The organism is Streptomyces iconiensis (genome assembly GCF_028657195.3).
Taxonomy (GTDB): Bacteria; Actinomycetota; Actinomycetes; order Streptomycetales; family Streptomycetaceae; genus Streptomyces; species Streptomyces iconiensis.
On the sequence record NZ_JANCPR020000017.1, the window covers coordinates 128410 to 151219 of the forward strand.

23 protein-coding genes are annotated in these 22810 nt (G+C 71.3%); 16 read left to right on the forward strand and 7 right to left on the reverse strand.

From position 1 onward, the window contains the following. Nucleotides 1-107 precede the first annotated feature (107 nt). The 11 genes from NMN56_RS18725 (at nt 108) to accC (ending at nt 9335) form a co-directional block, all read left to right on the forward strand. Entirely contained in the window at nt 108-542 is a 435-nt protein-coding gene (locus NMN56_RS18725) for a cupin domain-containing protein (RefSeq protein ID WP_274041601.1), read from the forward strand. Beyond that, nucleotides 539-1828 (forward strand): beta-ketoacyl-[acyl-carrier-protein] synthase family protein, encoded by a 1290-nt coding sequence (locus NMN56_RS18730; protein ID WP_274041600.1) that lies wholly within the window; start codon nt 539-541, stop codon nt 1826-1828. The genes NMN56_RS18725 and NMN56_RS18730 overlap by 4 nt, the downstream gene beginning before the upstream one ends. Beyond that, on the forward strand, nt 1825-3108 hold the full coding sequence (locus NMN56_RS18735) for a ketosynthase chain-length factor (protein WP_274041599.1): 1284 nt from the start codon (nt 1825-1827) through the stop codon (nt 3106-3108). Before NMN56_RS18730 ends, NMN56_RS18735 begins: the two co-directional genes overlap by 4 nt. Nucleotides 3109-3164: 56 nt before the next feature. Further along, nucleotides 3165-3632 (forward strand): SRPBCC family protein, encoded by a 468-nt coding sequence (locus tag NMN56_RS18740; protein ID WP_274041598.1) that lies wholly within the window; start codon nt 3165-3167, stop codon nt 3630-3632. Continuing rightward, complete coding sequence (locus NMN56_RS18745; RefSeq protein ID WP_274041597.1) at nt 3629-4090, forward strand: DUF1772 domain-containing protein; 462 nt, start codon at nt 3629-3631, stop codon at nt 4088-4090. The genes NMN56_RS18740 and NMN56_RS18745 overlap by 4 nt, the downstream gene beginning before the upstream one ends. A gap of 26 nt (nt 4091-4116) precedes the next feature. After that, entirely contained in the window at nt 4117-4869 is a 753-nt protein-coding gene (locus tag NMN56_RS18750) for an SDR family NAD(P)-dependent oxidoreductase (protein WP_274041596.1), read from the forward strand. Next, nucleotides 4869-5237, forward strand: coding sequence for an antibiotic biosynthesis monooxygenase family protein (locus NMN56_RS18755; RefSeq protein ID WP_274041595.1), 369 nt, complete (start codon nt 4869-4871; stop codon nt 5235-5237). Before NMN56_RS18750 ends, NMN56_RS18755 begins: the two co-directional genes overlap by 1 nt. Continuing rightward, the gene (locus tag NMN56_RS18760) at nt 5227-5538 is read left to right on the forward strand and encodes an antibiotic biosynthesis monooxygenase family protein (protein ID WP_274041594.1); all 312 of its coding nucleotides are present in this window, start codon (nt 5227-5229) and stop codon (nt 5536-5538) included. Before NMN56_RS18755 ends, NMN56_RS18760 begins: the two co-directional genes overlap by 11 nt. 85 nt (nt 5539-5623) lie before the next feature. Continuing rightward, on the forward strand, nt 5624-7372 hold the full coding sequence (accA, locus tag NMN56_RS18765; RefSeq protein ID WP_274041593.1) for an acetyl-CoA carboxylase carboxyl transferase subunit alpha: 1749 nt from the start codon (nt 5624-5626) through the stop codon (nt 7370-7372). A 62-nt stretch (nt 7373-7434) separates the two neighbouring features. Further along, on the forward strand, nt 7435-7992 hold the full coding sequence (locus NMN56_RS18770; RefSeq protein WP_274041592.1) for an acetyl-CoA carboxylase biotin carboxyl carrier protein: 558 nt from the start codon (nt 7435-7437) through the stop codon (nt 7990-7992). Nucleotides 7993-7994: 2 nt separating this feature from the next. Further along, nucleotides 7995-9335, forward strand: coding sequence for an acetyl-CoA carboxylase biotin carboxylase subunit (gene accC / locus NMN56_RS18775; protein ID WP_274041591.1), 1341 nt, complete (start codon nt 7995-7997; stop codon nt 9333-9335). 87 nt (nt 9336-9422) lie between these two features. Here the strand turns inward: accC and NMN56_RS18780 are convergent, their stop codons facing one another. Continuing rightward, complete coding sequence (locus NMN56_RS18780) at nt 9423-10973, reverse strand: MFS transporter (RefSeq protein WP_274041590.1); 1551 nt, start codon at nt 10971-10973, stop codon at nt 9423-9425. Beyond that, nucleotides 10970-11251, reverse strand: a complete 282-nt coding sequence (locus NMN56_RS18785; RefSeq protein ID WP_274041589.1) for a hypothetical protein — start codon at nt 11249-11251, stop codon at nt 10970-10972. The genes NMN56_RS18780 and NMN56_RS18785 overlap by 4 nt, the downstream gene beginning before the upstream one ends. Nucleotides 11252-11495: 244 nt before the next feature. On the opposite strand from NMN56_RS18785, the gene NMN56_RS18790 reads away from it, so the two are divergent. From NMN56_RS18790 to NMN56_RS18800, 3 genes are all read left to right on the forward strand, one after another. Beyond that, on the forward strand, nt 11496-12143 hold the full coding sequence (locus NMN56_RS18790; protein WP_274041588.1) for a TetR/AcrR family transcriptional regulator C-terminal domain-containing protein: 648 nt from the start codon (nt 11496-11498) through the stop codon (nt 12141-12143). A 229-nt stretch (nt 12144-12372) separates the two neighbouring features. Then, complete coding sequence (locus NMN56_RS18795; RefSeq protein WP_274041587.1) at nt 12373-14688, forward strand: MMPL family transporter; 2316 nt, start codon at nt 12373-12375, stop codon at nt 14686-14688. After that, nucleotides 14685-15578: a methyltransferase domain-containing protein gene (locus tag NMN56_RS18800; protein WP_274041586.1), complete on the forward strand. Its 894-nt coding sequence runs from the start codon at nt 14685-14687 to the stop codon at nt 15576-15578. The genes NMN56_RS18795 and NMN56_RS18800 overlap by 4 nt, the downstream gene beginning before the upstream one ends. Nucleotides 15579-15916: 338 nt before the next feature. On the opposite strand, the gene NMN56_RS18805 is transcribed toward NMN56_RS18800, so the two are convergent. Continuing rightward, nucleotides 15917-16318 (reverse strand): ATP-binding protein, encoded by a 402-nt coding sequence (locus NMN56_RS18805; RefSeq protein ID WP_274041585.1) that lies wholly within the window; start codon nt 16316-16318, stop codon nt 15917-15919. 8 nt (nt 16319-16326) lie between these two features. Next, nucleotides 16327-16755, reverse strand: coding sequence for a hypothetical protein (locus tag NMN56_RS18810; RefSeq protein WP_274041584.1), 429 nt, complete (start codon nt 16753-16755; stop codon nt 16327-16329). Nucleotides 16756-16909: 154 nt separating this feature from the next. Between NMN56_RS18810 and NMN56_RS18815 the strand changes: the two genes are divergently transcribed. After that, a complete protein-coding gene (locus tag NMN56_RS18815; RefSeq protein ID WP_274041583.1) occupies nt 16910-18010 on the forward strand; it encodes a helix-turn-helix domain-containing protein in 1101 nt (366 codons plus the stop codon). Nucleotides 18011-18024: 14 nt separating this feature from the next. Beyond that, entirely contained in the window at nt 18025-18690 is a 666-nt protein-coding gene (locus tag NMN56_RS18820; RefSeq protein WP_274041582.1) for a YdcF family protein, read from the forward strand. Nucleotides 18691-18825: 135 nt separating this feature from the next. Here NMN56_RS18820 and NMN56_RS18825 read toward each other — a convergent pair whose 3' ends face one another. The 3 genes from NMN56_RS18825 to NMN56_RS18835 form a co-directional block, all read right to left on the reverse strand. Then, nucleotides 18826-19401, reverse strand: a complete 576-nt coding sequence (locus tag NMN56_RS18825) for an NADPH-dependent FMN reductase (RefSeq protein WP_274041581.1) — start codon at nt 19399-19401, stop codon at nt 18826-18828. Further along, nucleotides 19398-21161, reverse strand: coding sequence for an AMP-binding protein (locus NMN56_RS18830; protein ID WP_274041580.1), 1764 nt, complete (start codon nt 21159-21161; stop codon nt 19398-19400). Before NMN56_RS18830 ends, NMN56_RS18825 begins: the two co-directional genes overlap by 4 nt. A 103-nt stretch (nt 21162-21264) precedes the next feature. Then, nucleotides 21265-22782 carry an aminotransferase class III-fold pyridoxal phosphate-dependent enzyme gene (locus NMN56_RS18835; protein ID WP_274041579.1) on the reverse strand — a complete coding sequence of 506 codons (1518 nt, stop codon included), beginning with the start codon at nt 22780-22782 and terminating at the stop codon, nt 21265-21267. Nucleotides 22783-22810: the final 28 nt, after the last annotated feature.

Genomic DNA, 22810 nt, shown 5'->3' on the forward strand with positions numbered 1-22810 from the left:
CCCGTCAACGGCGTCTTGAGCGGGTTTGTAGGTGCGGCTGCGACGGTGCTCAGCGCCGCGGACCCGCGAGAAGCCAGCCGAGAACCAGGGATCAGGAGGCGGGGTCAGTGACCACCGAGATCACGCGCACCGTCCGGGTGCACGCCGACGACGTCGAGGCCAACACCCGGCGCGGCGGCGACATCAGGACCACGCTCAGCCCGAAGACCACCGGATGCACCAGTGGGTTCGGCGGGGTGCTGACCCTGGCACCGGGCGAGCACGTCACCGAGCACTACCACCCGTACTCGGAGGAGTTCTTGCACCTCGTCACGGGGCAGTTGGAGATGACCATGGACGGCCAGGCCGTCGCGCTCGGTCCCGGCGACTCGCTGCTGGTGCCCATCGGCGTCCGGCACCGGCTGGTGAACACCGGTACGGAGACGGCGCACGCCGCCTTCCACCTGTCCCCGCTGGCGCCACGGCCCGACCTCGGACATGTGGACACCGAGCAGGCCGTCCGGCCCGAGCAGCCCAACCCGCAGGTCGGCGGTGCCTCGTGAGCCGTAGGGCCGTCATCACGGGGGTCGGCGTGGTCGCTCCTGGCGGTGTCGGACGGGAGGCATTCTGGAAGCTGCTGTCCGACGGGCGTACCGCCACCCGCCGCATCTCGCTGTTCGACCCGGCGTCCTTCCGCTCCCAGATGGCGGCCGAGGCCGACTTCGACCCGGTGGCCGCAGGGCTGGGCCCCCGGCAGATCAGGCGGATGGACCGCGCGGCCCAGTTCGCCGTGGTCAGCGCCCGCGAGGCCGTCGAGGACAGCGGCTACGACTTCGCCGCTGCCGACCCCGCGCGCACCGGCGTCAGCATCGGCAGCGCCGTGGGCTGCACGATGGGCCTGGAGGAGGAGTACGTCCTGCTCTCCGACGCAGGCAAGCACTGGCTGGTCGACCACACCTACGGCGTCCCGCACCTGTACGGCTACATGGTGCCCTCGACGCTCGCCGTCGAGGTGGCCTGGGAGGTCGGCGCCGAGGGGCCGGTCGCGCTCGTCTCCACCGGCTGCACCTCGGGCCTGGACTCCATCGGGCACGGCGTCCAGCTCATCGAGGAGGGCACCAGCGACGTGGTGCTCGCCGGGGCGACCGACGCGCCGCTCTCCCCGATCACCTCGGCCTGCTTCGACGCCATCAAGGCCACCTCGCCCAGCAACAGCGACCCCGAGCACGCCTCCCGCCCCTTCGACGCCGAACGCGACGGGTTCGTCCTCGGTGAGGGCGCGGCCGTGCTGGTGCTGGAGGACAAGACGGCAGCCGAGGCGCGCGGGGCGCGTATCTACGGCGAGATCGTCGGCTACGCGGGCCGCAGCAACGCCTTCCACATGACCGGACTCAAGGCCAACGGGCGCGAGATGGCCGAGGCCATCAAGGTCTGTCTGGACCGTGCCAGGCTCGATCCGAGCGCCGTCGACTACATCAACGCGCACGGCTCGGGCACCAAGCAGAACGACCGCCACGAGACCGCCGCTTTCAAGCGCAGCCTCGGTGAGCACGCCTACCGCGTCCCGGTCAGCTCCATCAAGTCCATGGTGGGCCACTCGCTCGGCGCCATCGGCTCCATCGAGGTCGCCGCCTGCGCCCTGGCACTCGACCGGCAGGTCGTCCCGCCCACGGCCAACCTGCGCAACCCCGACCCCGAGTGCGACCTGGACTACGTCCCGCTGACCGCCCGCGAGCACGCCATGGACGTGGTCCTCAGCGTCGGCAGCGGCTTCGGCGGATTCCAGAGCGCCACGGTGCTGGCCCGGCACGGTGCCGTGGACCACGAGAGGGAGGCGAACGCCGCATGAGTGCCGTCACAGCGCCCGCACCGCGCTCAGCCACCGGGGTCACCACCGCCGTACGCCCCCCGGTCGTCACCGGGCTGGGCATCGTGGCACCCACCGGCACCGACGCCGCGGCACACTGGCGTTCCGTGCTGGAGGGCACCTCGGCGATCGGCCGGATCACCCTGTTCGATCCCTCGTCCTACCCGGTGCGGCTCGCAGGACAGGTGCCGGGGTTCTCGGCCAGGGAGCGGGTGCCCAGCAGGCTCATCCAGCAGACCGACCGCTGGACCCACCTGGGCCTGGCAGCGGCCGAGGCCGCGCTGGCCGACGCCGGGGCGCACCCGGCCGAACTGCCCGAGTACGAGCTGGCCGTGGTCACCGCCAGTTCCTCGGGCGGCACCGAGTTCGGCCAGCACGAGATGGAGAACCTCTACCAGCACACTCCCGAATGGGTGGGCGCCTACCAGTCCATCGCCTGGTTCTACGCCGCCACCACGGGCCAGATCTCCATCCGGCACGGGCTGCGCGGCCCCTGCGGAGTGCTGTGCTGCGAACAGGCGGGCGGGCTCGACGCCATCGGCCAGTCCCGCAGGCTGATCCGTACCGGCGCCAAGCTGGTGATGACCGGCGGCACCGACGCCTCGCTGTGCCCCTACGGGCTGACCGCCCAGCTCACCACCGGGCAGCTGTCCACCGTGCAGGACCCGGCCCGCGCCTATCTGCCCTTCGACAGCGAGGCCAGCGGCTATCTCCCCGGCGAGGGCGGCGCGCTGCTCGTGGTGGAGGACGCCGACGCGGCCGAGGCACGCGGCGCCGGGCACCGCTACGGCCAGGTCCTGGGCTACGCGGCCGGCTTCGACCCGCCGCCGGACTCCGACCGTGGCCCCGTACTGGCCCGTACGGTCGGTGCCGCGCTCGCCGACGCCGGTCTCCAACCCGGCGAGGTGGACGTGGTGTTCGCCGACGCGCTCGGCGTTCCCGAGGCGGACAGGGCCGAGGCCGCCGCGCTCGCCGAGGTGTTCGGGCCGTGCGGCGTGCCCGTCACCGCGCCCAAGACCCTGACCGGACGGCTCTACGGCGGGGGAGCGGCACTGGACGCGGCGACGGCACTGCTCGCGCTGCGCGACCAGGTCATCCCGCACACCGCCGGTCCCTCGGCTCCCGCGCCCGGATACGGGATCGACCTCGTGCTGGGCGAACCGCGCCACCAGGAACTGCGCACCGCGCTGGTCGTGGCGCGCGGATACGGCGGCTTCAACGCGGCGCTCGTACTGGGCCACAGCGCTTTCCGGGACACGTAGAGAAGTGACGGGACACGAGAAGTGACGGGACACGACGAGAAGTGGGAGGAGACGACATGGCGGGCCACACCGACAACAGCATCGTCATCGACGCACCGATGGACCTGGTCTGGGACATGACCAACGACCTCACGTCCTGGACGCGGCTCTTCAGCGAGTACGCCGCCGTCGAGGTGCTGGAGGAGAACGAGAAGGAGATCACCTTCCGGCTCACCATGCACCCCGACGAGGAGGGCAACGCCTGGAGCTGGGTCTCCAAGCGCCTCCCCGACCCGGCGGCGCGCAAGGTGAACGCCTACCGCGTGGAGACCGGGCCCTTCGAGTACATGAACATCTACTGGGAGTACGTGCCCGAGGGCGAGGGCGTGAGGATGCGCTGGGTCCAGGACTTCCACATGAAGGAAGCGGCGCCCGTCACCGACGACGGCATGACCGAACACCTCAACCGCAACACGGCCGTCCAGATGAAGCTCATCAAGGAGAAGGTCGAGGCGGCGGCGAAGGCAGCGGCAGGGAAGCCGTGATCGCGTATCTCGCCCCCTCGGTCGTGCTGTTCAACGGCCTGGCCGCCGGGGTGCTCTTCGGCACCCAGCTCGGCGGCTGGCCGCTGCTGGCAGCGCTGCCGGCGGACAGGTACGTGCACGCGCACGCCTTCTTCGCCACCCGCTACGACCCGGCCATGCCGCTGTGTCTGCTGGGCACGCTGGCCGGTGACATCTGGCTCGCCGTGCTCGCGCCCGACGGCGCGGCGAGCGCCCTGTTCGTCCTGGGCGCCGTCCTGGCGGCCTGCACCGTGGTCATCTCGCTCACCCAGAACGTGCCGGTCAACAAGTGGATCCAGACGCTCGACCCGGACAACCTGCCGCAGGACTTCGCCGCGCGCGACCCGCGCCGGCGCTGGGGCGCCTGGAACCAACGGCGCAGCACGCTGACCGTCGCGGCACTGCTGGCCAACTGCGCGGCACTCGCGCTGTTGCTGTGACATACCGACATACCCGGAGGAATCTCATGGATCTCGGCCTCAAGGGCAAGAAGGCCCTGGTCACCGGCGGAACCAGGGGGGTGGGCCGGGGCATCGCGCTCGCCCTGGCCGAGGCCGGAGCCGACGTGCTCACCTGCTATCAGCGCGAGAGCGAGGCCGTGGCCTCGCTGGAGGCCGCGCTCAAGCAGACCGAAGGCGACCACCACGTGGTGTGCGCCGACGTGAGTGACCCCGACAGCGTCAGCGCCCTCATCGACGAGGCCCGCACCCGCTGGGGCCGCCTCGATGTCGTCGTCAACAACGCGGGAGCCATCAGCCACATCCCGTACGCCGAACTCCCCCTGGAGGAGTGGCGGCGGATCGTGGACACCAACCTGACCGGCGTGCACCTGGTCACCCAGGGCGCGCTGCCGCTGCTGGGCGAGGGCTCCTCGGTCATCGGCATCGGCTCCAAGGCCGTCGAGGCGGGCATCCCGCTGCGCTCCCACTACACCGCGACCAAGGCCGCGCTCGTCGGCCTGAACCGGTCGCTGGCCAAGGAGTTCGGCGGCAAGGGCATCAGGTTCAACATCGTCGCGCTCGGCGTCGTCGAGACGGAGAACCTGCACAAGATGCCCGAGGACCAGCAGAAACTCATGATCGAGCGATACAGCGCCAAGACCGCGCTCGGCAGGCTCGGCACGCCCGACGAGGTGGCGGGCGCCGTCCTCTGGCTGGCCAGCGACCTGTCCCGCTATGTCACCGGCGCCACCATCGGCGTGGACGGAGGGATCTCCTGATGAGCACCGGAACCGAGGGCGCCTACAGGGTGCTGCTGCGGATGCAGGTCAACCCCGGTATGGAGGCGGACTTCGAGAAGGTCTGGCGGGGCAGCACCGAGGCCGTCACGGGTCACCCCGCGTGCCTGGGCCAGTGGCTGTCCAAGTCCACCGACGAGGAAGCCGTCTACTACATCGTCAGCGACTGGGTGGACGAGCCCGGCTTCCGCGCCTTCGAGACCAGCGAAGCGCACCTCGCACACCGCGAGCGCCTGCACCCGTACCGCTCGCAGGGCTCCTTCAACACCATGTACGTGGTCGCGCACATACAGGGCTCAGCGGGCTCCGCGGGCTCAGCGGGCACGGCAGGCGCAGCCCATGCGCGGTGAGGTCCGGGTGCTGGTCCACCAGGCGGCGCGCGACGCCACCGAGCTGGCCGCGGTACGCGAGGCGTACCACCTGGTCAGCAAGCGGATGGCCGGGGTGCCCGGCATGCTCGGCAACGAGCTGCTGCGCTCACCCACCGATCCGACGGCACTGGTCGTCGTGAGCCGCTGGGCGGACTTCGCCGCCTTCCGTGCCTGGGAGGAGGGGCCCGAACACCGCGACGACACGGCCCCGTTGCGCCCGTACCGCGATACCCGGTTGAAGGTGCCGTTCGGCATTTACGAGGTCGACGCCGCGTACTGAGGGGCCCACCTTCCCCCGCCGCGACGGCGGGCGGCCACGACGTGGTGTCCGGCGGTGCCGAAATCCGAGAACCCAAGGGACTCCAATGACAACCTCCACAGCACCGCCTACAGAACAGCCCTCATGGGTCTCCTGCGCGAACTGCCGCTCTCTCGTCTACGGCAAGCGCTACCAGCGCCTGCTGCACGTGTGCCCTGAGTGCGGCGCCCACGCGCGGCTGGACGCCCCGGCGCGCATAGCCCAGCTCTTCGACGAGGGCAGCGTCGTTCCCCTCGACGTACCGGCGACCCAGCTCAACCCGCTGGACTTCGTGGACCAGCGACCGTACGCGGAGCGCCTCACCCAGGCCCGCCACAGGACGGGCCAGCAGGACGCGGTCATCGCGGTGAAGGGCCGTATCGAGAACCGGCAGCTGACGGCCGCCGTCATGGACTTCCGCTTCTTCGGCGGCAGCCTCGGCGTCGCGGCGGGCGAGGCCGTCACCACGGCCGCCGAGACCGCGCTGCGCGAGCGCACCCCCCTGCTCCTCGTCACCGCCTCCGGCGGAGCCCGGATGCAGGAGGGCGCGCTCGCGCTGATGCAGATGGCCAAGACCAGCAACGCGCTGGCCGAGTTGGACGAGGCGGGGCTGCTGACCGTCACGCTGGTCACCGACCCGACCTACGGCGGCGTCGCCGCCTCCTTCGCCACGCTCTCCGACGTGGTCGTCGCCGAGCCCGGCGCCCGGATGGGCTTCGCCGGCCCGCGCGTCATCGAGCAGACCATCCGCCAGAAACTGCCGGCCGGCTTCCAGACCGCTGAGTTCCTGCGCGACCACGGCCTGGTCGACGGCGTGTGGGAGCGCAGCGAACTGCGGCCCAAGCTCGCCCGGTTGCTGGCCGTCGCCGACACCCCAGGACCCGGCTGGGGCGAGGCGGAGGCGGACCCGGTCGTACGGGACAGCCAGCTTCTGGACCAACTGCCCGCCTGGGACTGCGTCCAGCTCGCCCGCGAGGCGGACCGCCCCACCACGCTGGAGCACATCGGCTACTGGCTGGACGGATTCGTCGAGCTGCACGGGGACCGCGCGGGCGAGGAGTGCGCCGCCGTCGTCGGCGGCATCGGCCGCCTGGACGACCTGCCGGTGATGGTGGTCGGGCACCAGAAGGGACACACCACGGCCGAACTCGTCCACCGCAACTTCGGCATGCCCTCACCGGCCGGATACCGCAAGGCCGCCCGGCTCATGCGGCTGGCGGCCAAGCTGCGCCTGCCCGTCGTCACCCTGATCGACACCCCCGGCGCCTACCCCGGCATCTCGGCCGAGGAGACGGGCCAGTCCGGGGCCATCGCGGAGAACCTGCGGCTGATGGGCTCGCTCCCGGTGCCGGTGGTCGCCGTCGTCACGGGGGAGGGCGGCAGCGGCGGCGCGCTGGCCCTCGGCGTCGCCGACCGGGTACTCATCTGCGCCAACGCCACCTACTCGGTGATCAGCCCGGAGGGCTGCGCCGCGATCCTGTGGAAGAACGCGGCCGAGGCCGCCGTGGCAGCCGACGAACTCGCCCTGGACGCCGCTTCGTTGCTGCGCCTCGGTGTGGTCGACGGGGTGATACCCGAACCGGAGGGCGGCGGCCACACCGACACCACCACGATGAGCGACGCCGTGCGGCGCGCGGTCGTTGTCGCCCTGCGCGAGCTGCGTACCGGAGGCGGCGCGGCCACCTCCGGTACGGGGGGCACGGACGGCACACGACCGGTGGCAGGACGCAGGCGCCGCTTCCGGGCCTTCGGCCTCGCGGAGACCCCCGCGGCCCGCGAGGTTCCGCCAGGGGGCCCTGGCGCTCCCGGGACCTAGGGAGCCGGGGCATGCAGGCGCGTAACGGACACGGCAACGGCAGGTACTACGGAGAGAAACTCATGAACGAGCTGACTCAGGAAAGTCCGCGCGCACAGACCGACGATGCGCTCGCCGAGCTGGACTACGACAACAGCGCCCTCGCCCTCACCGACATCTGCCGGAGCATCGCCGAGGTCATGCGGGTGGGCCCCAGCAGGCCGCGCAGGGTCCGCATCGCGCTGGGAGCGGCCAGCGTCGAGGTCGAGTGGGACGGCCAGGACACACCCGGGAGCACGGCGCCCGCCGGCCAGTACCTCCACGGCGCCGGCGCGGCGGAGGGCGCCGAGGCCGAGGCCGTGGTCGAGGGGCACCGCGAGTGTGCCCCGCTGGTCGGCACCTTCTACACGGCCCCCGCGCCCGGCGCCCCGCCGTTCGTCCAGCCCGGCGACCGCGTCGAGGCGGGCCAGCAGCTCGGCATCATCGAGGCGATGAAGCTGATGAACCCGCTGGAGGCCACCCGCGCTGGACAGGTCGTCGAGGTGCTGGTCGGCGACGGGGAGCCGGTCGAGTACGGCGAACCGCTGGTGCTCATCGACCCGGACACCACCGGCGCCGACGACGCCGACGGGGGTGCGTGACCGTGGGATTCGGCACCGTTCTGGTGGCCAACAGGGGCGAGATAGCGATACGCGTCATGCGCACGTGCAGGGAGATGGGCATCCGCACCGTCGCCGTGCACTCCACCGCCGACCGCGACAGCAGCCACGTACGGGACGCGGACGCAGCGGTGCAGATCGGCCCGGGACCGCCCCGCAAGTCCTATCTGTCGGCGCCCGCCGTCATCGAGGCGGCGCTGCGCACCGGCGCCGACGCGGTGCACCCGGGCTACGGATTCCTGTCCGAGGACCCCGACTTCGCCGAGATCTGCGCCGAGAACGGCCTCACCTTCATCGGCCCCAGACCCGAGGTGCTCGCCAGGCTCGGTGACAAGGCGGTGGCCAGGGCGCTGATGACCGACGCCGGGCTGCCCGTGCTGCCCGGCAGCCCCGGCACCGTCGACAGCGCGGCAGAGGCCGCCGATCTGGCCTCCCGGATCGGCTACCCGCTGATCATCAAGGCCGCGGCCGGCGGCGGCGGACGCGGCATGACCGTGGTGCGCCACTCCACAGACCTGCTGCCCGCCTACCGGCAGACCCGCGCCACCGCGCAGGCCGTCTTCGGCGACAACCGGGTCTACATGGAGCGGTACTGCGACAGCGCCCGCCACATCGAGGTGCAGGTACTCGCCGACGGACACGGCTCCGTGCTGCACCTGGGCGAGCGGGACTGCTCCGTGCAGCGCAGGCACCAGAAGCTCATCGAGGAGAGCCCAGGGCCAGGGCTGCACCCGCAACTGCGGTCGGCCATGGCCCGCGCCGCCGTGCGCGGTGCCCGCGCCATCGGCTACACCGGGGCGGGCACCTTCGAGTTCCTGGTGCACGACGAGGGCTTCTCCTTCATGGAGATGAACTGCCGCATCCAGGTCGAACACCCCGTCACCGAGGCCGTCTACGGCGTCGACCTGGTGCGCGAACAGATCCGCGTCGCGGCCGGTGAGTCGCTGCGGATGAGCCAGGAGGACCTGGTGCCGCGCGGGGTGGCCGTCGAGTGCCGCGTCAACGCCGAGGACCCCGAACGGGACTTCGCCCCCGCGCCGGGCACCCTGGAGGAATTCGTGCCGCCCGGCGGCCCGTTCGTCCGGGTGGACACCCACGGCAGGGCCGGGTGGAAGGTGCCCCCGCAGTACGACTCGCTCCTCGCCAAGGTCATCTGCTGGGCGCCCGAACGGGACGAGGCGCTGGACCGGATGGACAGGGCGCTGCGCGAGTTCCGCATCAGCGGGCCCGGCGTGCACACCACCGTCCCGCTGCTGCGCGACATCCTCGCCGACCCCGTCTTCCGCGAGGGCCGCCACATCACGTCGTTCCTCGACAACCGCTAGAACCCCCGTGGCCCCCCGGCCCCCCGGCCCTTGGGCGCAGGCTCCGGCCCGGACGGCCCGGACGGCCGGATGCCCGGCCGTCAGTCGTCACGAACCGTGATCGGCGTCGGCCCGTTGCCGCGCCGGCGCCTGTGAGGCGGCGGCGACGATGCGCGTCCGGTGGGAGCTACGCGTGAACAGCGCGACGAGCAGGGCGATCCCGGACACCCCCGCGGCGACGAGCGCCGTCGTGTGCATGGCACCGATGAAGGCGGGCCCGGCCGCTCCCAGTACCGCGGGGTCGCCCGTGGCCAGCGCCGAGGCGAGCGACTCTGATGCCGTGTGGCGGACGCCTGCCGGAGAGCCGGCGAGACGGTCCTGCATCATGCCCGAGTACCGGGACCAGAGAACCGACCCGAGGACCGCGACTCCGAGCGCGCTGCCCAGCTGGCGCAGCGTGTTCAGCAGCGCCGACCCGGCCCCGGCGCGCTCGGTGGGCACCGACGAGGAGGCCAGTGTCATGCCGGGCGCGAGGACGAGCGCGAAGCCGAGCTGCAGAGCGAACGCGTCCGCGACGAACCAGGCGGGAGCGGTGTGCACACCCAGTCCTGTGACGCAGGCGAACGCCGCGGTCATCAGGGCCATCCCGGCGGCGATCGTGGCCCGCGCCCCGAACCGTTCCGTCGCCTTCTGCGACAGCGGGGCTCCGAGCACCAGTCCGGCCGACAGCGGGATGAGCAGCAGCCCGGTCTGCAACGGCGAGTAGCCACGCAGGGTCTGCAGATAGAACGTGACGAAGTACAGGTAGCCGAAGACGACGAACGAGCCGAGGGTCAGCGCCACAGCGGCCACGGTGAACGAGGCATGCCTGAAGAGACCGACGTCCAGAAGCGGTTCGCGATGCCGTGCCTCGGTGAGCACGAGGCCGGCCAGTACGGCGATGCCGACGACGGCGGGCAGCCAGGTGCCGAGGTAGCCCCAGCCCTTGTCCGTCGCGTGGACCACCCCGAACACGAGCAGGCCGATACCCGCCAAGGACGCGGCGACAGGCATCATGCGCAGTTCTCCGGCACCGCTCGGCGTAACCGTGGGAATCCACAGCAGCGACGCGGCGAGACCGAGGAGCGCTATCAGGGCGACGAGTTCGAGGACGGAACCCCACCACATGCCCCCGCTCAGCAGCGCACCCCCGAGCAGCGGGCCGAGCGAGATGGACAGACCGGAGGCGGCTGCCCAGGAGGCGATGGCCCGTGCGCGTTTCCCGGCCGGGAAGATCCGCAGGATCACCGCGAGGGTGGTGGGCATGATCGTGGCGGCGGCCACGCCCATGAGCGCGCGGAGCGCGATGATCGCGGTGGGCGAGTCGAGGAACCCGGTGACGGAGGTCGTCACCGTGAAGGCAGCCGTGCCCCAGATCAGGACGCGCTTCAGGCCGAACCTGTCGCCGGCGTTCCCCGCGACGAGCAGGAAGCCGGCGAAGGTGAGCGTGTAGGAGTTCAGGAACCACTGCTGCTGGGTGGTGCTCGCTCCGAGGTCGCTCTGCATCGTGGGGAGCGCCACGTTGAGGATGGTGCTGCCCAGCAGCACCGCCGAGACCGTCAGCGTGAGTGCGAACAGCGCCAGGACGGGCCGGACCGTGGTCTGCTTCGTATCCGTCATCGGCGCTGCTCCGTCCCGCGGTCGGGCCCGGCGGCGATGACCTGGCGCCGCACGCCGGGAGAGCCGGGTACCGGGTCGGCACGGTGCCGCGCCGACCGCGGCCCCCGCGCCGGCTGCCGCTCCCGTGCCGGGTGGCCGTCCTCCCCGGCGACGCGGCCTTCTCCGTCCAGGACCGGCCGTCCGCCGAGCAGGGCGGGGTACCGCCTTGCCGGTAGCGATACCTGGCCGGCCAGGTCCGGGACGCCGTGGACGCCTGCCGGTTCGATGCGGTGGATCATGCGTGGTGCCTTTCGAGCTGTGGGCCGCGTACGGCCGCGAGGGCGGTCTTCTCGGTCTTCTCGGTGTGCTCGGTCCCCGGTCGCGGGGGCGGTCGTGGCGGTCTTGTGCCCTGCCCACCCGGCGTATCGGTGCGACCGGTCAGGACTGAGCCGCCCGGCCTCGGCCCGGCCCGGCTCTTGAAGCTCTGGAAACCGAAGCTCCTCTATCACTGACCAAGAAGTTCGATTCAGATATACTCGATCAGTGAACAAGAAGCAAGCTGTCGATCGCGCCAGGGTCGGGATCACGCTCGGCCATGTGGTCAGCGCGGCGTTCGACGTACTCGACCGGGGCGGTGTCGCCAAGCTCTCCACCCGCGCGATCGCGGCCGAGCTGGGCGTCAGCATGAACACCGTCATGTGGCACATCCGCACCAAGGACCGGCTCCTGGACGCGATGTCCGAGGCCCTCCTAGGAGAAGTCGACCTGGAGAATCTGCCGGAGAAGTGGGACGAGCAAGCGGCCGAGCTGCTGAGACGGCTGCGCCGGGCGATGCTCCGGCACCGGGACGGCGCCTTGCTCGTCACCGGTACGTTCCCCGCGGAACCGCGGACCCTGGCCTTCACCGACCGCCTGGTGACCGCACTCCTGCGGGGCTGCTCCAGCCGCAGAACGGCCGCGTGGACGGCCTGGAACCTCTTCTACTTCACCCTGGGCCTCGTCCAGGAGGAACAGGCGGCCACGCCCTCCGACGCCCGTGACCGCCTGCGCGAGAACGTGGACGAACAGCGCTTCCCCGGCCTGAGTTCGGCCCTGGAGGATTTCATGTCCGTCGACTTCGAGGAACGCTTCAGCTTCGGAATCGATCAGCTCCTCCACGCGGCCGTGACCATGACACCCCCCGGACGCTGAGCCCGCGAGCGACGCGGGCCCCGTGGCCGAAGCGGCCGACGACGACCTGAGCGTCCGGGCCTGAACGACCGGGCCTGAACGACCGGTCCTGAGTGTCCGGGCCTGAACGACCGGCCCTGAACGTCCGGTCCGGGTGAGCGGTCGGCCAACTCCGTCCGCTCAAGGCGCACTTGAGTCGGAGGGTGAAGCATGAAACGTGGACACTCCCCCCGACCGCAGGGAGCGCGTAATGGAATCCGTCATCCGCGCCGCGATCAGGCGCCCCCGCACGGTGATCGCCGTATGGCTCGTGCTGGCCGCGCTCTGTACGCCCTTGATGATGGGCCTGACCGGCGCACTGAAGGCGGGCGGGTTCGAGAACCCGCGCGGTGAGGACCGCAAGGGGCAGCAGGCGCTGGAGCGGGACTTCCACGAACCCGAGGAGACCCTCCAGGCGGTGCTGCACGACCCCGACAGCGAGGTGACCCGCGCCGTTCCCGAGGCGGCACGGCTGGCCAAGGGGTCGCCGGAGGTCACCTCCGTCCAGGACTACCGCGAGCAGCCCACCTGGCTGTCCAAGGACCGGCACACCACCTTCCTCCAGCTCGGCTTCGACGCGGACGCCACCACCGTGCAGGGCGAGATCGACGGCCTGCGCGAGAAGCTGGCGGGCGCACTCGGCGAGCGGAGGGTCGATGTCAAGGTCACCGGCGAGCAGGCCCTCGACTACGACATGAGCGTGCAGTCCGAGAAGGACACCGTCACCGCCGAACTGATCGCCTTCCCGCTGCTGATCATCGTCCTGCTGCTGGTCTTCCGCTCGGTCGGCTCCATGCTGGTGCCGATCGTGCTGGCCGGCGTCGCGCTGGTCGTCGCGATGGCGGCCGGTACCCTGCTGGCCCAAGTCACCGACCTGTCCGTGCTGTTCATGAACGCGGTCACCATCATCGGGCTGGCCGTCTCGGTCGACTACTGCCTGTTCATCATCAAGCGCTACCGCGACGAGCTGACCGAGGGCGCAGGGCCGCAGGCCGCGCTGGAGACCGCGATGCGCACCGCGGGGCACGCCGTGCGCTTCAGCGGCCTGGCCGTCGTGGTGGCCCTGCTGGCGCTGCTCATCCCGCGCATGATGGTCTTCACCAGCATCGCGCTCGCCGGGATCGTGGTCACCCTGATCGCCCTGGCCATCTCCATGACGCTGCTGCCCGCCGTGCTCCGGCTGCTGGGCCCGCGCATCAACTGGGGCTCGCTCAAGTCGCGCGAGCCGCGTGAGCCACTCGCGTCGGGTGAGCCACTCGCGCCGGGCAAGGCGGGTACGTCGGGCGAGGCGGGCATGCCGCGCGCCGGGCGGGGCGCGGGGCTGCTGACCCGGCTGCACCGCAGGCCGCTGCCGCTGCTGCTGATCTCCGTCGTGGTCTTCGGCGCGCTGGCGCTGCCCGTCGTGAACGTCCGTCTCCAGGCGCCCGTGGCCAGCGCCTCGATCCTGCCGAAGGACGCCGAGTCCCGGCAGGGCATCGAACGCCTCCAGAAGGACCTGGACTCCCAGGACCTCTTTCCGCTCCAGGCCGTACTGACAGCGCCGCGCGGCACCCCGCCCGGCGATCTGCTCAAGGCGGTCGGCACGGCGGCCGACCGTGCCGAAGGGCTGAAGGAGACCGGCTCGGTGCGGTCCGTCACCACCCTCGGGCTGCCGAAGGCGGCCCAAGAGGCCGCCGCATCCGGGCAGTTGGAGGCTCTGCCGCGCGAGGCGCGCGCCGCCTTCGCGGGGCTGTGGTCCCAGCGTGACGGCCGCTACGTCAGCCGCGTCGTGGTCGTCGCCAAGGACGAACCCGACAGCGACGGCGCCCACGACCTCGTACGCGATCTGCGCGAGGCACTGCCGGGCGCAGAGGTCGTGCCGGGTCTGGACACGAAGGTGACGGGTGCGACCGCGCACGGCGTGGACTTCGACGACGCGCTCGTCGGCGCGCTTCCCGCCATCCTCGGCGCCGTCGCGCTGATCACCCTCGCGCTGCTGTCCCGCGCCTTCCGCTCCTGGCGGCTGCCGCTGCTGGCGCTCGTTCTGAACGCCATGGTGGTCGCCGCGAGTCTGGGACTGCTGACCCTCATCAGCCAGGGAGCGCTGGGGCAGCGCATCGACAGCACCACTCCGGTGCTGCTCTTCGCCATCATGTTCGGACTGAGCATGGACTACATGGTCATCATGATCGCCCGCATGCGGGAGCGGTATCTGCTGGTGCCCGACCACAGGGGCGCCGTCACCGAGGGCATGCGCAACACGGCGGGCCTCGTGAACGGTGCCGCCGTGATCATGGTGGCCGTCTTTGTCTCCTTCCTCGCCGCCAAGATCAGCGTCGTGCAGCAGCTCGGGCTCGGGCTGGCGCTCGCCGTCGTCCTCGACGCCCTGGTGATCCGGCTGCTGGTGATGCCGGCCGCCCTGAACCTGCTCGGCCCCCGCGTATGGGGCCGGGTGCCCACGGCACCCTCCGCGCCCTCCGCCGGGCCGGTGCCGCAGCCGCGGTCGGCGACCGGCCCGGCGAACCCCAGCAAAGAGGTGAAGCTGTGAACAACCCGGCAACCGACAACGGACTGACGCCCTCAGGCTCCGTGGAAGAGCTCCACGACGCCGTGCGCGAGCACTACGACAAGCTCATCGACCTGTACGAGCAGCTGTGGGGCGAACACATCCACCACGGCTACTGGGACCTCGACGCCCCCGACGTCCCCCGCCACCAGGCGCAGGAGCGCACCACCCGCGAACTGACCGCCTTCTCCCGGTTACCCGAGGGCGCCCGCGTCCTCGACGCCGGCTGCGGTATCGGCGCCTCCGCGCTGCTGCTCGCCACCGAACACGGCTGCCGGATCGACGGCATCACCCTCAGCGAGGAACAGGTCGGCCGGGCCCAGGAGAAGGCGGCGGCTGCCGGAGTCGGCGAGAGCACCCGCTTCCGGCTGATGGACGCCATGGCCACCGACTACGACGACGAGACCTTCGACGCCGTCTGGGCCATGGAGAGCTGCGAGCTGATGCCCGACAAGAAGGCGTTCCTCGCCGAGTGCCAACGCGTCCTCAAACCCGGCGGCACCCTCGCCGTGGCCACCTGGTGCTGCCGCGACGACCGGCTCACGCCCGGCGAGGTACGGCTGCTGCGCAAGCTCTACCGCGACTTCGCGATCGCCTTCGTACTGCCGCTGGACCACTACGCGAAGCTCTGCGCCGAGCTGGGCTTCACCGACGTGGAGACCACCGACTGGACCGAGCACGTGCGCGCCACATGGAAGCTGTCGGCCGACATCGTCAAGCCCGTCGTCCGCGACCCCCGGGTGGTCCGCGACCTCATCAAGGCGAAAGGCTTCAACACCTTCCGCTTCTTGAACTCGGTCCCGCTGATGAAGCAGGCGTACGACAAGAACGTGATGCGGTACGGCGTCTTCCGCGCGAACAAGGCGGGGTGAGCGCCGGACCACCGCCGCGAGCCGGTCCCGCTCGTCCGGGTCCACCCAGGGTCCACTCAGGCGCCGGCGCCCCTTTGGCCCGCGCCGTGTGCTCGTCGTCGCGGCGGGGCTGAGCTTGGCCGCCGCGGTGAGTTCTCCGGCCGCCATCGAGTCCTTGGCCGGGGTCAGGTCCGGGCGACGCGAGTCCGTGCGGTTCAGGCCCAGCGCTGCGGCGGCTGCTTCATCGAAGGCGCCGGAGCCCTGCCGCAGTCGTCTCGTCCGCCGGTGCCCGGCCAGGTCCAGGCGGCGAGCGACACCAGCAGCCGCAGCTCAGGACCCGGGCGGGGTGAGAGTGATGCTCACAGCGTCATCCCTTCCGCGGCCTTGAAGCACGACCAGACGATCTTCCCGAACGGGGTGCGGTCCTCGACGCCCCAGCCGTCGGCGAGCGCGCTCACCAGGGTCAGCCCGCGTCCGGAGGTGTCCGTGGCGGTGGCCCGTCGGGCCTCGGGTTGTTGTTGGCGGCTGTCGTGCACTTCCATGCGTACGACTTCCTCGTCGACGTCGAGCTTGACCAGAAAGCCGTGTCCGGGCGCGGTGCCGTGGGCCAGGGCGTTGGTGGCGAGCTCGGAGACGCAGAGCCGGACGTCCTCGACGCGGCCCGGCAGGCCCCACTCGGCCAGAGTTTCGGTGGTGAATGTCCGTGCCTGGCCGACCGACTCGGGCCGGGCCTCGAAGAACCGCTGGGTCGTCTTGGTCATCACGGTCCTCATGACTCGGTGTCCAGGACGCGGGCGGTGCCGGGACTGCGGCGGTGGACGGGGCCGTTGCGGGAGACGGACGGGTGCGGGGGACGAGGACGGCGGGCCAGCAGAAGCCGGGAGCCGGCCGCTTCGATCCGCCGCCCGCGTTCGATCGCTATGGCCTTCGGCCCCATGTGCGACATGGCCGGGGCGACGACACCGTAGACGTCCGGCAGCGCGAGCACGTCCAGCAGCCCGGTGAACGCCGCGGAGGACGCATGGGCCGTCACCTCGCGGTCGGTGAAGACGCCGGACAACTGCAGCTCGTGGCTGCGGCAGTACTCCGCGAGCGACGCGGTCAGCGCTGCTTGCCGGGCCGCAGAGACCCGCACCAGTCGCAGGAATCCGTAAACCACCGGGCCGCTGACCCGGCGATGCTCCGTGAGGGGTTCCATGCTGAGGACCGTCCAAGAGGCTCGAAAAGCGGTGACCTCTTGAGCGTGGCCGCATCCCAACTCGCGGCCAATCACCGGGCGTTCCACTTCCGTTCCACTTCCGTCCCGCCGCCTCATCGCATCTGCTTCGATGGCCGCTGGAAGGGAGTGACGCGTGGCGACCGTGCACCACTGGACCGGCCTGGAGGCCAAGGCCCTGCGGTTCGCCCTGCGACTGAGTGTGCGGGCCTTCGCCCAGCAGCTCGGCCTGGCGGTCGCGACCGTGTCCAAGTGGGAATCCAGACTCGCCGGCACGGAGCCCAGACCCGACACTCAGGCCATCCTCGACACCGCCCTCGGCCGCGCGGATGCCTCCGTCCACCTGCGGTTCGAAACGCTCCTGTCCGAGATGACCAGCCCGCTGACCGCCGCCCGCCACCGTGTGACCGCCTCGGGCCCCAGGGCCTGGGAGTACGAGTCCTGGACGGATGACCTGGACCGGGTCGTGGTCGCCTTGTCCCGGCAGAACTTCACCTTCGCCGACAGCCTCCTGACCCGGTGGCTCAGCCGGTTCAAGGCTCCCGAACTGGACGAGAAGGGCCTGTATCTCTTTGCCCGGTCCACCGCCCTGCTCGGCGACCTCAAACGCGACCAGGGCGCCGTGCTCGGCCCGCTCTCCGCCCACCACTCCTACGCCGGCGCCCGCGCCATCTTCACCCAGCTCGACATCCCGCGCCGCGTCGCACAGCTCGACCTTTCCCACGCGGTCGTCACCGAGATGTCCGGCAAGCTGGAACTCGCCGCCCGCCACTACGAAACCCTCGCCGACGACGACCGGCTCTCCCGCCGCGACCGCGCAAGGGCCCGGCTGTGGGTGGGGACCGCGCTGAGCAAGGACGGCAACTACGACTGTGCGACCCGCATCATGCAGGCCGCGACCCGCGATTTCGAAGATCTTCAAGAACCCGATGATTGGTCAGTGGCCCACCAGAAACTCGCCCTCGCTCGCCGCGGCGCCGGTGACCTCGTCCAGGCCCTGCACTTCATCGGCATCGCCCGCAGCAGCGGGACCACCGAATCACCCATGCATCGCGTGCGACTGGACACCGCTCATGGCCACATCCTGCTCTCCGATCCGGCGACCCGGGATGATGGGCTCCGCATCCTCGACCGGGCCGCGCAGGTGGCCGCGCGGTACGGGCTCGTGCACCAACTGCGCAGCATCGAGGGCATCAGGGCCATGAGCGAGGGGCCGACCGGCTCCCGGCAGCGGTGACCAGGGAGGAACGCGTGAGCAACGACCAGCAGGCCATCACCGAGGACCAGTGGCGCCAGGCCAAGCTGATCTGGGACTACCACCAGATGTGCCACGAACCGCGGCCCGTCGACGTGGCGATCGGGCTGGGCAGTCACGACCTCGGCGTTGCCACGTATGCCGCCGAGCTGTACCGCCGCGGACTCTTCCCGACCCTGGTGTTCACCGGCGGCAACAGCGCCACCACCGCCAAGGTCTTCCCGCGCGGGGAGGCCGTCCACTTCCGGGAGCACGCCCTCGACCTCGGCGTCCCAGCCGAGGCGATCCTGGTGGAGCCGAACGCGGCGAACACCGGGCAGAACATCGCACTCTCCCGCGAGGTCCTCGCCGCCGCCGGCATCCACCCCGCGACGGTGCTGCTGGTCTCCAAGCCCTATATGGAAAGGCGATCGTTCGCGACCGCTCGCGAACTGTGGCCCGACGTCGAGACCTTCTGCGCATCGGAGCCGCTGGAGTTCGACGACTATCTGAAGTCCATCGGCGACGAGAGGCTCGTCCTGGACATGCTCGTCGGCGATCTCCAGCGGGTCATGGAGTATCCGAAGCTCGGATTCGCCATCGGGCAGGAGGTCCCGGGGGACGTGCATGCGGCGTACGAATCCCTCATCCGTGACGGCTTCACCAGCCGCCTCATCCCGTGAGCTTCCCGCTCAGGGCGGGCTGTGCGCGATCCACCTGCGCCGAACCTCTCCGGTTCCGGACAGGGCCGGCCGGCCCGACCCGCGTACATGAGTGCGCGCGCGCCTCCAGTACGGAGCCGCCTGCCCGGCGAAGGCTCAGGCGCGGGCCAGTGACGCGTTGCGGGCGGCGAACTCGGTGACCTGGCCGACCATGATCTCCAGGCGGCGTACGGTCCGGGCCGAGGACCAGACCGCGTCGTCGGTGGGGGCCATGTCGGCGGAGTTGACGGTCACGCTCATCGGCGTCACCCAACCCCGCAGGCACATGATGGCGTTGCGGACCTCGGCGACGGCGTGTGCGGCGCCGTGTTCGCTCCAGCCCACGGCGACGGCGCCCGTGGCGCGGCCGTCCAGGTAGGCGGGCGCGTCGCCGGAGAGGTCCTCCAGGTAGTCGAGGGCGTTCTTGAGCAGCCCGGACATTCCGCCGTGGTAGACGGGGGTGGCCACGATCAGGCCGTCGGCGCGGCGCACGGCGGCCAGCAGCCGCCGTGCGTCCTCGGTGCGGTGCTCGCAGCCCGGCTCGTACAGCGGCAGCCCGAGCTGTGGCGCCGGCAGTACCGTGACGTGGGCGCCCTGCCGGGCGGCCAGCTCGGCGCACACCCGCAGCACCTGCACGCTGAAGGAGCCGGGGCGCAACGAGCCGCCCAGCAGGGCCAGTTCGGGACCGCTCACGGAATCTTCCCCTCCGCCAGCATGCGGGCGAGCAGCGGTCGCTGCGCCTTGCCGCTGGAAGTCTTGGGCAGCGTCTTGCGGGGAACAACGACCACCTCGGCGGGCGTCAGCCCGGTGGCGCGGCTGACGGCCTGTTCGACGCGCTTGCCCAGCAGGGCGGCTTCCTCCGGGTCGGAGTGCAGCCGCGATTCGACGACCAGCACCAGCCGTTCGGTGCCCTGTACGGCGTCCAGGACCCCGACAGCCGCGACCCCGCCGGGGCGCACGCCCTCCACCGCGGTGGCGGCCAACTCCAGGGGCTGCGGCTGGTAGTTGCCGCCTGCGATGATGACGACGTCCTTGGAGCGGCCGGTCACGAACAGTTCGCCGTCCAGGCAGAAGCCCAGGTCACCGGTGTTCAGCCAGCCGTCGCGCAGGTCTTCGGCGGTGCGCTCCGGCATGCCGTAGTAGCCGTTCATCATCGAGTCGCTGGCCACCTGGACGGCGCCGGAGTGGCCCTCGGCAAGCTCGCGGTCCTCGGCGTCGGTGACCCGTATCCGGATGCCGGGCACGGGCAGGCCCGAGGAGACGTACTCCTGCGCGTCCTGCTCGGAGACGGGCGGCACCGCGACGCCGCGGTCGGCCATGCCGGTACGGGAGAGCACCTCCACGCGGGGCAGCGAGTCCGCGGGTGCGAAGGAGGCCGCGAGCCCCAGTTCGGCCATGCCGTAGCAGGGCCGCATGCTCTCGGGCCTGAAGCCGTGTGGCCGCATCGCGCGGGTGAAGTCCCGTACGGTGCCTGCCTCCACGACCTCGGCGCCGTTGAACGCCGAGCGCCAGCAGCTCAGATCGAGGCCCGCCAGGTCCATGCGGTGCGCCGTGGAGGCGACCAGCCGGTAGGCGAAGTTCGGCGCGGCGGAGACGGTACCCCGGTAGCGGTGGATGGTGCGCAGCCAGATCTGCGGCCTCGTCGCGAAGGACAGCGGGCGGAACAGCGCCGAGGGCAGGTCGTGCAGGAACGTGGACAGCAGACCGGCGACCATGCCCATGTCGTGGTGGAGCGGCAGCCAACTGATCATGATGTCGCCGCGCCGGTAGGGGATGCCCTCGCCGATGGAGTGGGCAGCAGCGAACACGCCGCGGTGGCTGAGCATGATGCCCTTCGCGGAGGAGGTGGTGCCCGAGCTGAACTGGATCAGGGCCAGCTCCTCGGGATCGGCTTCCACCGCCGGCTGCTCGACGGTGCCGGCCGCGAACGGCGGGCAGACGACGGCGAGTCCGAGCGGCGCGAGGGACTCCTCGGCCGCCTCGCGCAGCATCTCGTCGCAGACGACCGCGGTGGGCCCGGCGACCTCGACCATGTGCGTCACGCGGTCCAGCCACAGCTTGCGGCGGCCCACGGTCAGCGGCGGCTCGGCCAGCATGGGCACGGCCCCCAGGAGCGCGGCGCCGTAGAGCGCGGCCACCAGTTCGGGCGAGGTGTCCAGGCACATCACGACCCGGTCGCCCCGGCCGAGCCCGGCCGCAGCGAGCGCGGCGCCGGCCGCGTGGGCACGTTCGTGGAGCTGCCCGACGGTCATCCGGTCCGCTTCGTCGGGGGCCCCGGCGCCCTCGGCGGCCTCGGGCAGGTAGTAGGCGACCGCACCGGGTTCGCGCGCCGCACGGTCCACCAGCGCGGCGGCCAGGGTGCGGGCGTCGGTCATCCGGGCGGGGGCGGAGTCGGGCCGCCACTCCCGCCGGTCGGGGTGTACTGCTGCTCGGGTACTGGTCGTGCTCGTCATATCCGCTCCGGCGGTGACTCGTCGGTGTGGGTGTGGGTGTGGGTGTGGGTGTGGGGGTTGGGCTCAGGCCAGTTGGTGTGGGCTCGGGACAGCCCATGCCGGTTCAGGGCAGGACGAACGGGAAGCCGTGCGTCTCCAGTTCCAGCGCTGAGTCGGTGACGGCGGCGGTCAGCTCGTCGATGTCGGCCTCGTCGTGCGCGTCGCCGAGATAGATCATCGGCATGCTCAGCGTGAAGACGCCCCTGCGCCGCAGGAGCAGGGTCAGCAGGAACGAGCCGATCGCGTTCACGGCCGAGGCGAACTCGCGGTACTCGGCGTAGCTCTCCTTCTCCACGAAGCCGAACGTGCCGCAGTACTCGCCGAAGCCCAGCAGCCGCAGCGGGATCCCGGTGCGCCCCCGGAACCCGGCCAGCGCGCCCTGGAGCCGGGCCGCCTTGGCGTTGATCCGCTCGTAGAAGGCGGGCCCCGCCTCCTTCAGCAGCCGCAGCGAGGCGAGCGAGGCGGCCAGCGCCAGATGGTTGCCCGAGTGGGTGTTGACCAGGAAGGTCTTGTGGCCGACGTCCCCGGCGGACAGACCCGAGGTGCGCATGATGTCCAGGAGTTCGGCCCTGCCGCCCAGCACGGCCAGCGAGAGGCCGAGCCCGGAGGTCACCTTGCCGTAGGCGATCAGGTCGGCGTGCAGCCCGAAGCGGGCAGCGGCTCCGCCGGGCCCGAAGCGGAAGCCGGTCAGCACCTCGTCCAGTACGAACGGCACGTCCAGGGCGCGGCAGCGCTCGGAGACCTCGCGCAGCTCGGGGATGGTGTGCTCGGTGTAGGGGAACGACTGGCAGGCCGGGTCGGCGATCACACACGCCAGCTCGTGCCGGTGCTGTTCGATCAGCGCGAGCGCGGTGGGCGCGTGGTGGGGCAGGACCAGCACCTCGACGGGAGCGGCTCCGGCGAAGGCGGAGGCGGGCCGTACGCTGCCGTCGTCGCGCACGGCGGGGAAGGGCGCCAGACCCGGATTGCCGTGCGCCAGGAACGAGGTGTTGTGCGCCGCGACGTCGTGGACGCCGTGCCAGCAGCCCTCGAACTTGGCCACGAGCTGCCTGCCGGTGTGCGCCCTGGCCAGCCGGATCGCCGCTCCTGTGGCGTCGGTGCCGGAGTTGAGGAAGGCGAACTTCTCACAGTGCGGCAGGAACTCCCGCAGCAGCGCCGCCAGTTCGGGCTCGATGTGGTTGAGGTAGCCGTTGCCTGTGTTGGCGTGGGTCAGCTCCTCGCGTACCGCGTCGAGCACGGGCTGCGGGTTGTGCCCGAAGAGGGACTGGCCGCCGAAGCCCACGTGCATGTCCAGATAGGTGTTGCCGTCGACGTCGGTGATCCGGCTGCCTTCGGCCCGCACAACGGCGGGCGGGAACTGAGGCGCGTGGAAGGGCAGGAAGGCGTGGCTGGACGAGGCCAGCTCGCCCGCGCGCCCCGCCAACTCCTGTGAGCCGCGCTGCCGTTCGGCCAGCTCGGTGAGCAGCTCGCCCACCCACGGCTGCGACAGCAGCTCGGTCACGATGTCGGAAGCGGCACCGGCCGGCTCGGCCGTGTGCGTGTCGTCGGCCGTCGTGGACCGCGGTATCTCGGATGTCGTCATGGAACGGTCCGTCCACTCTCGGAAAAGG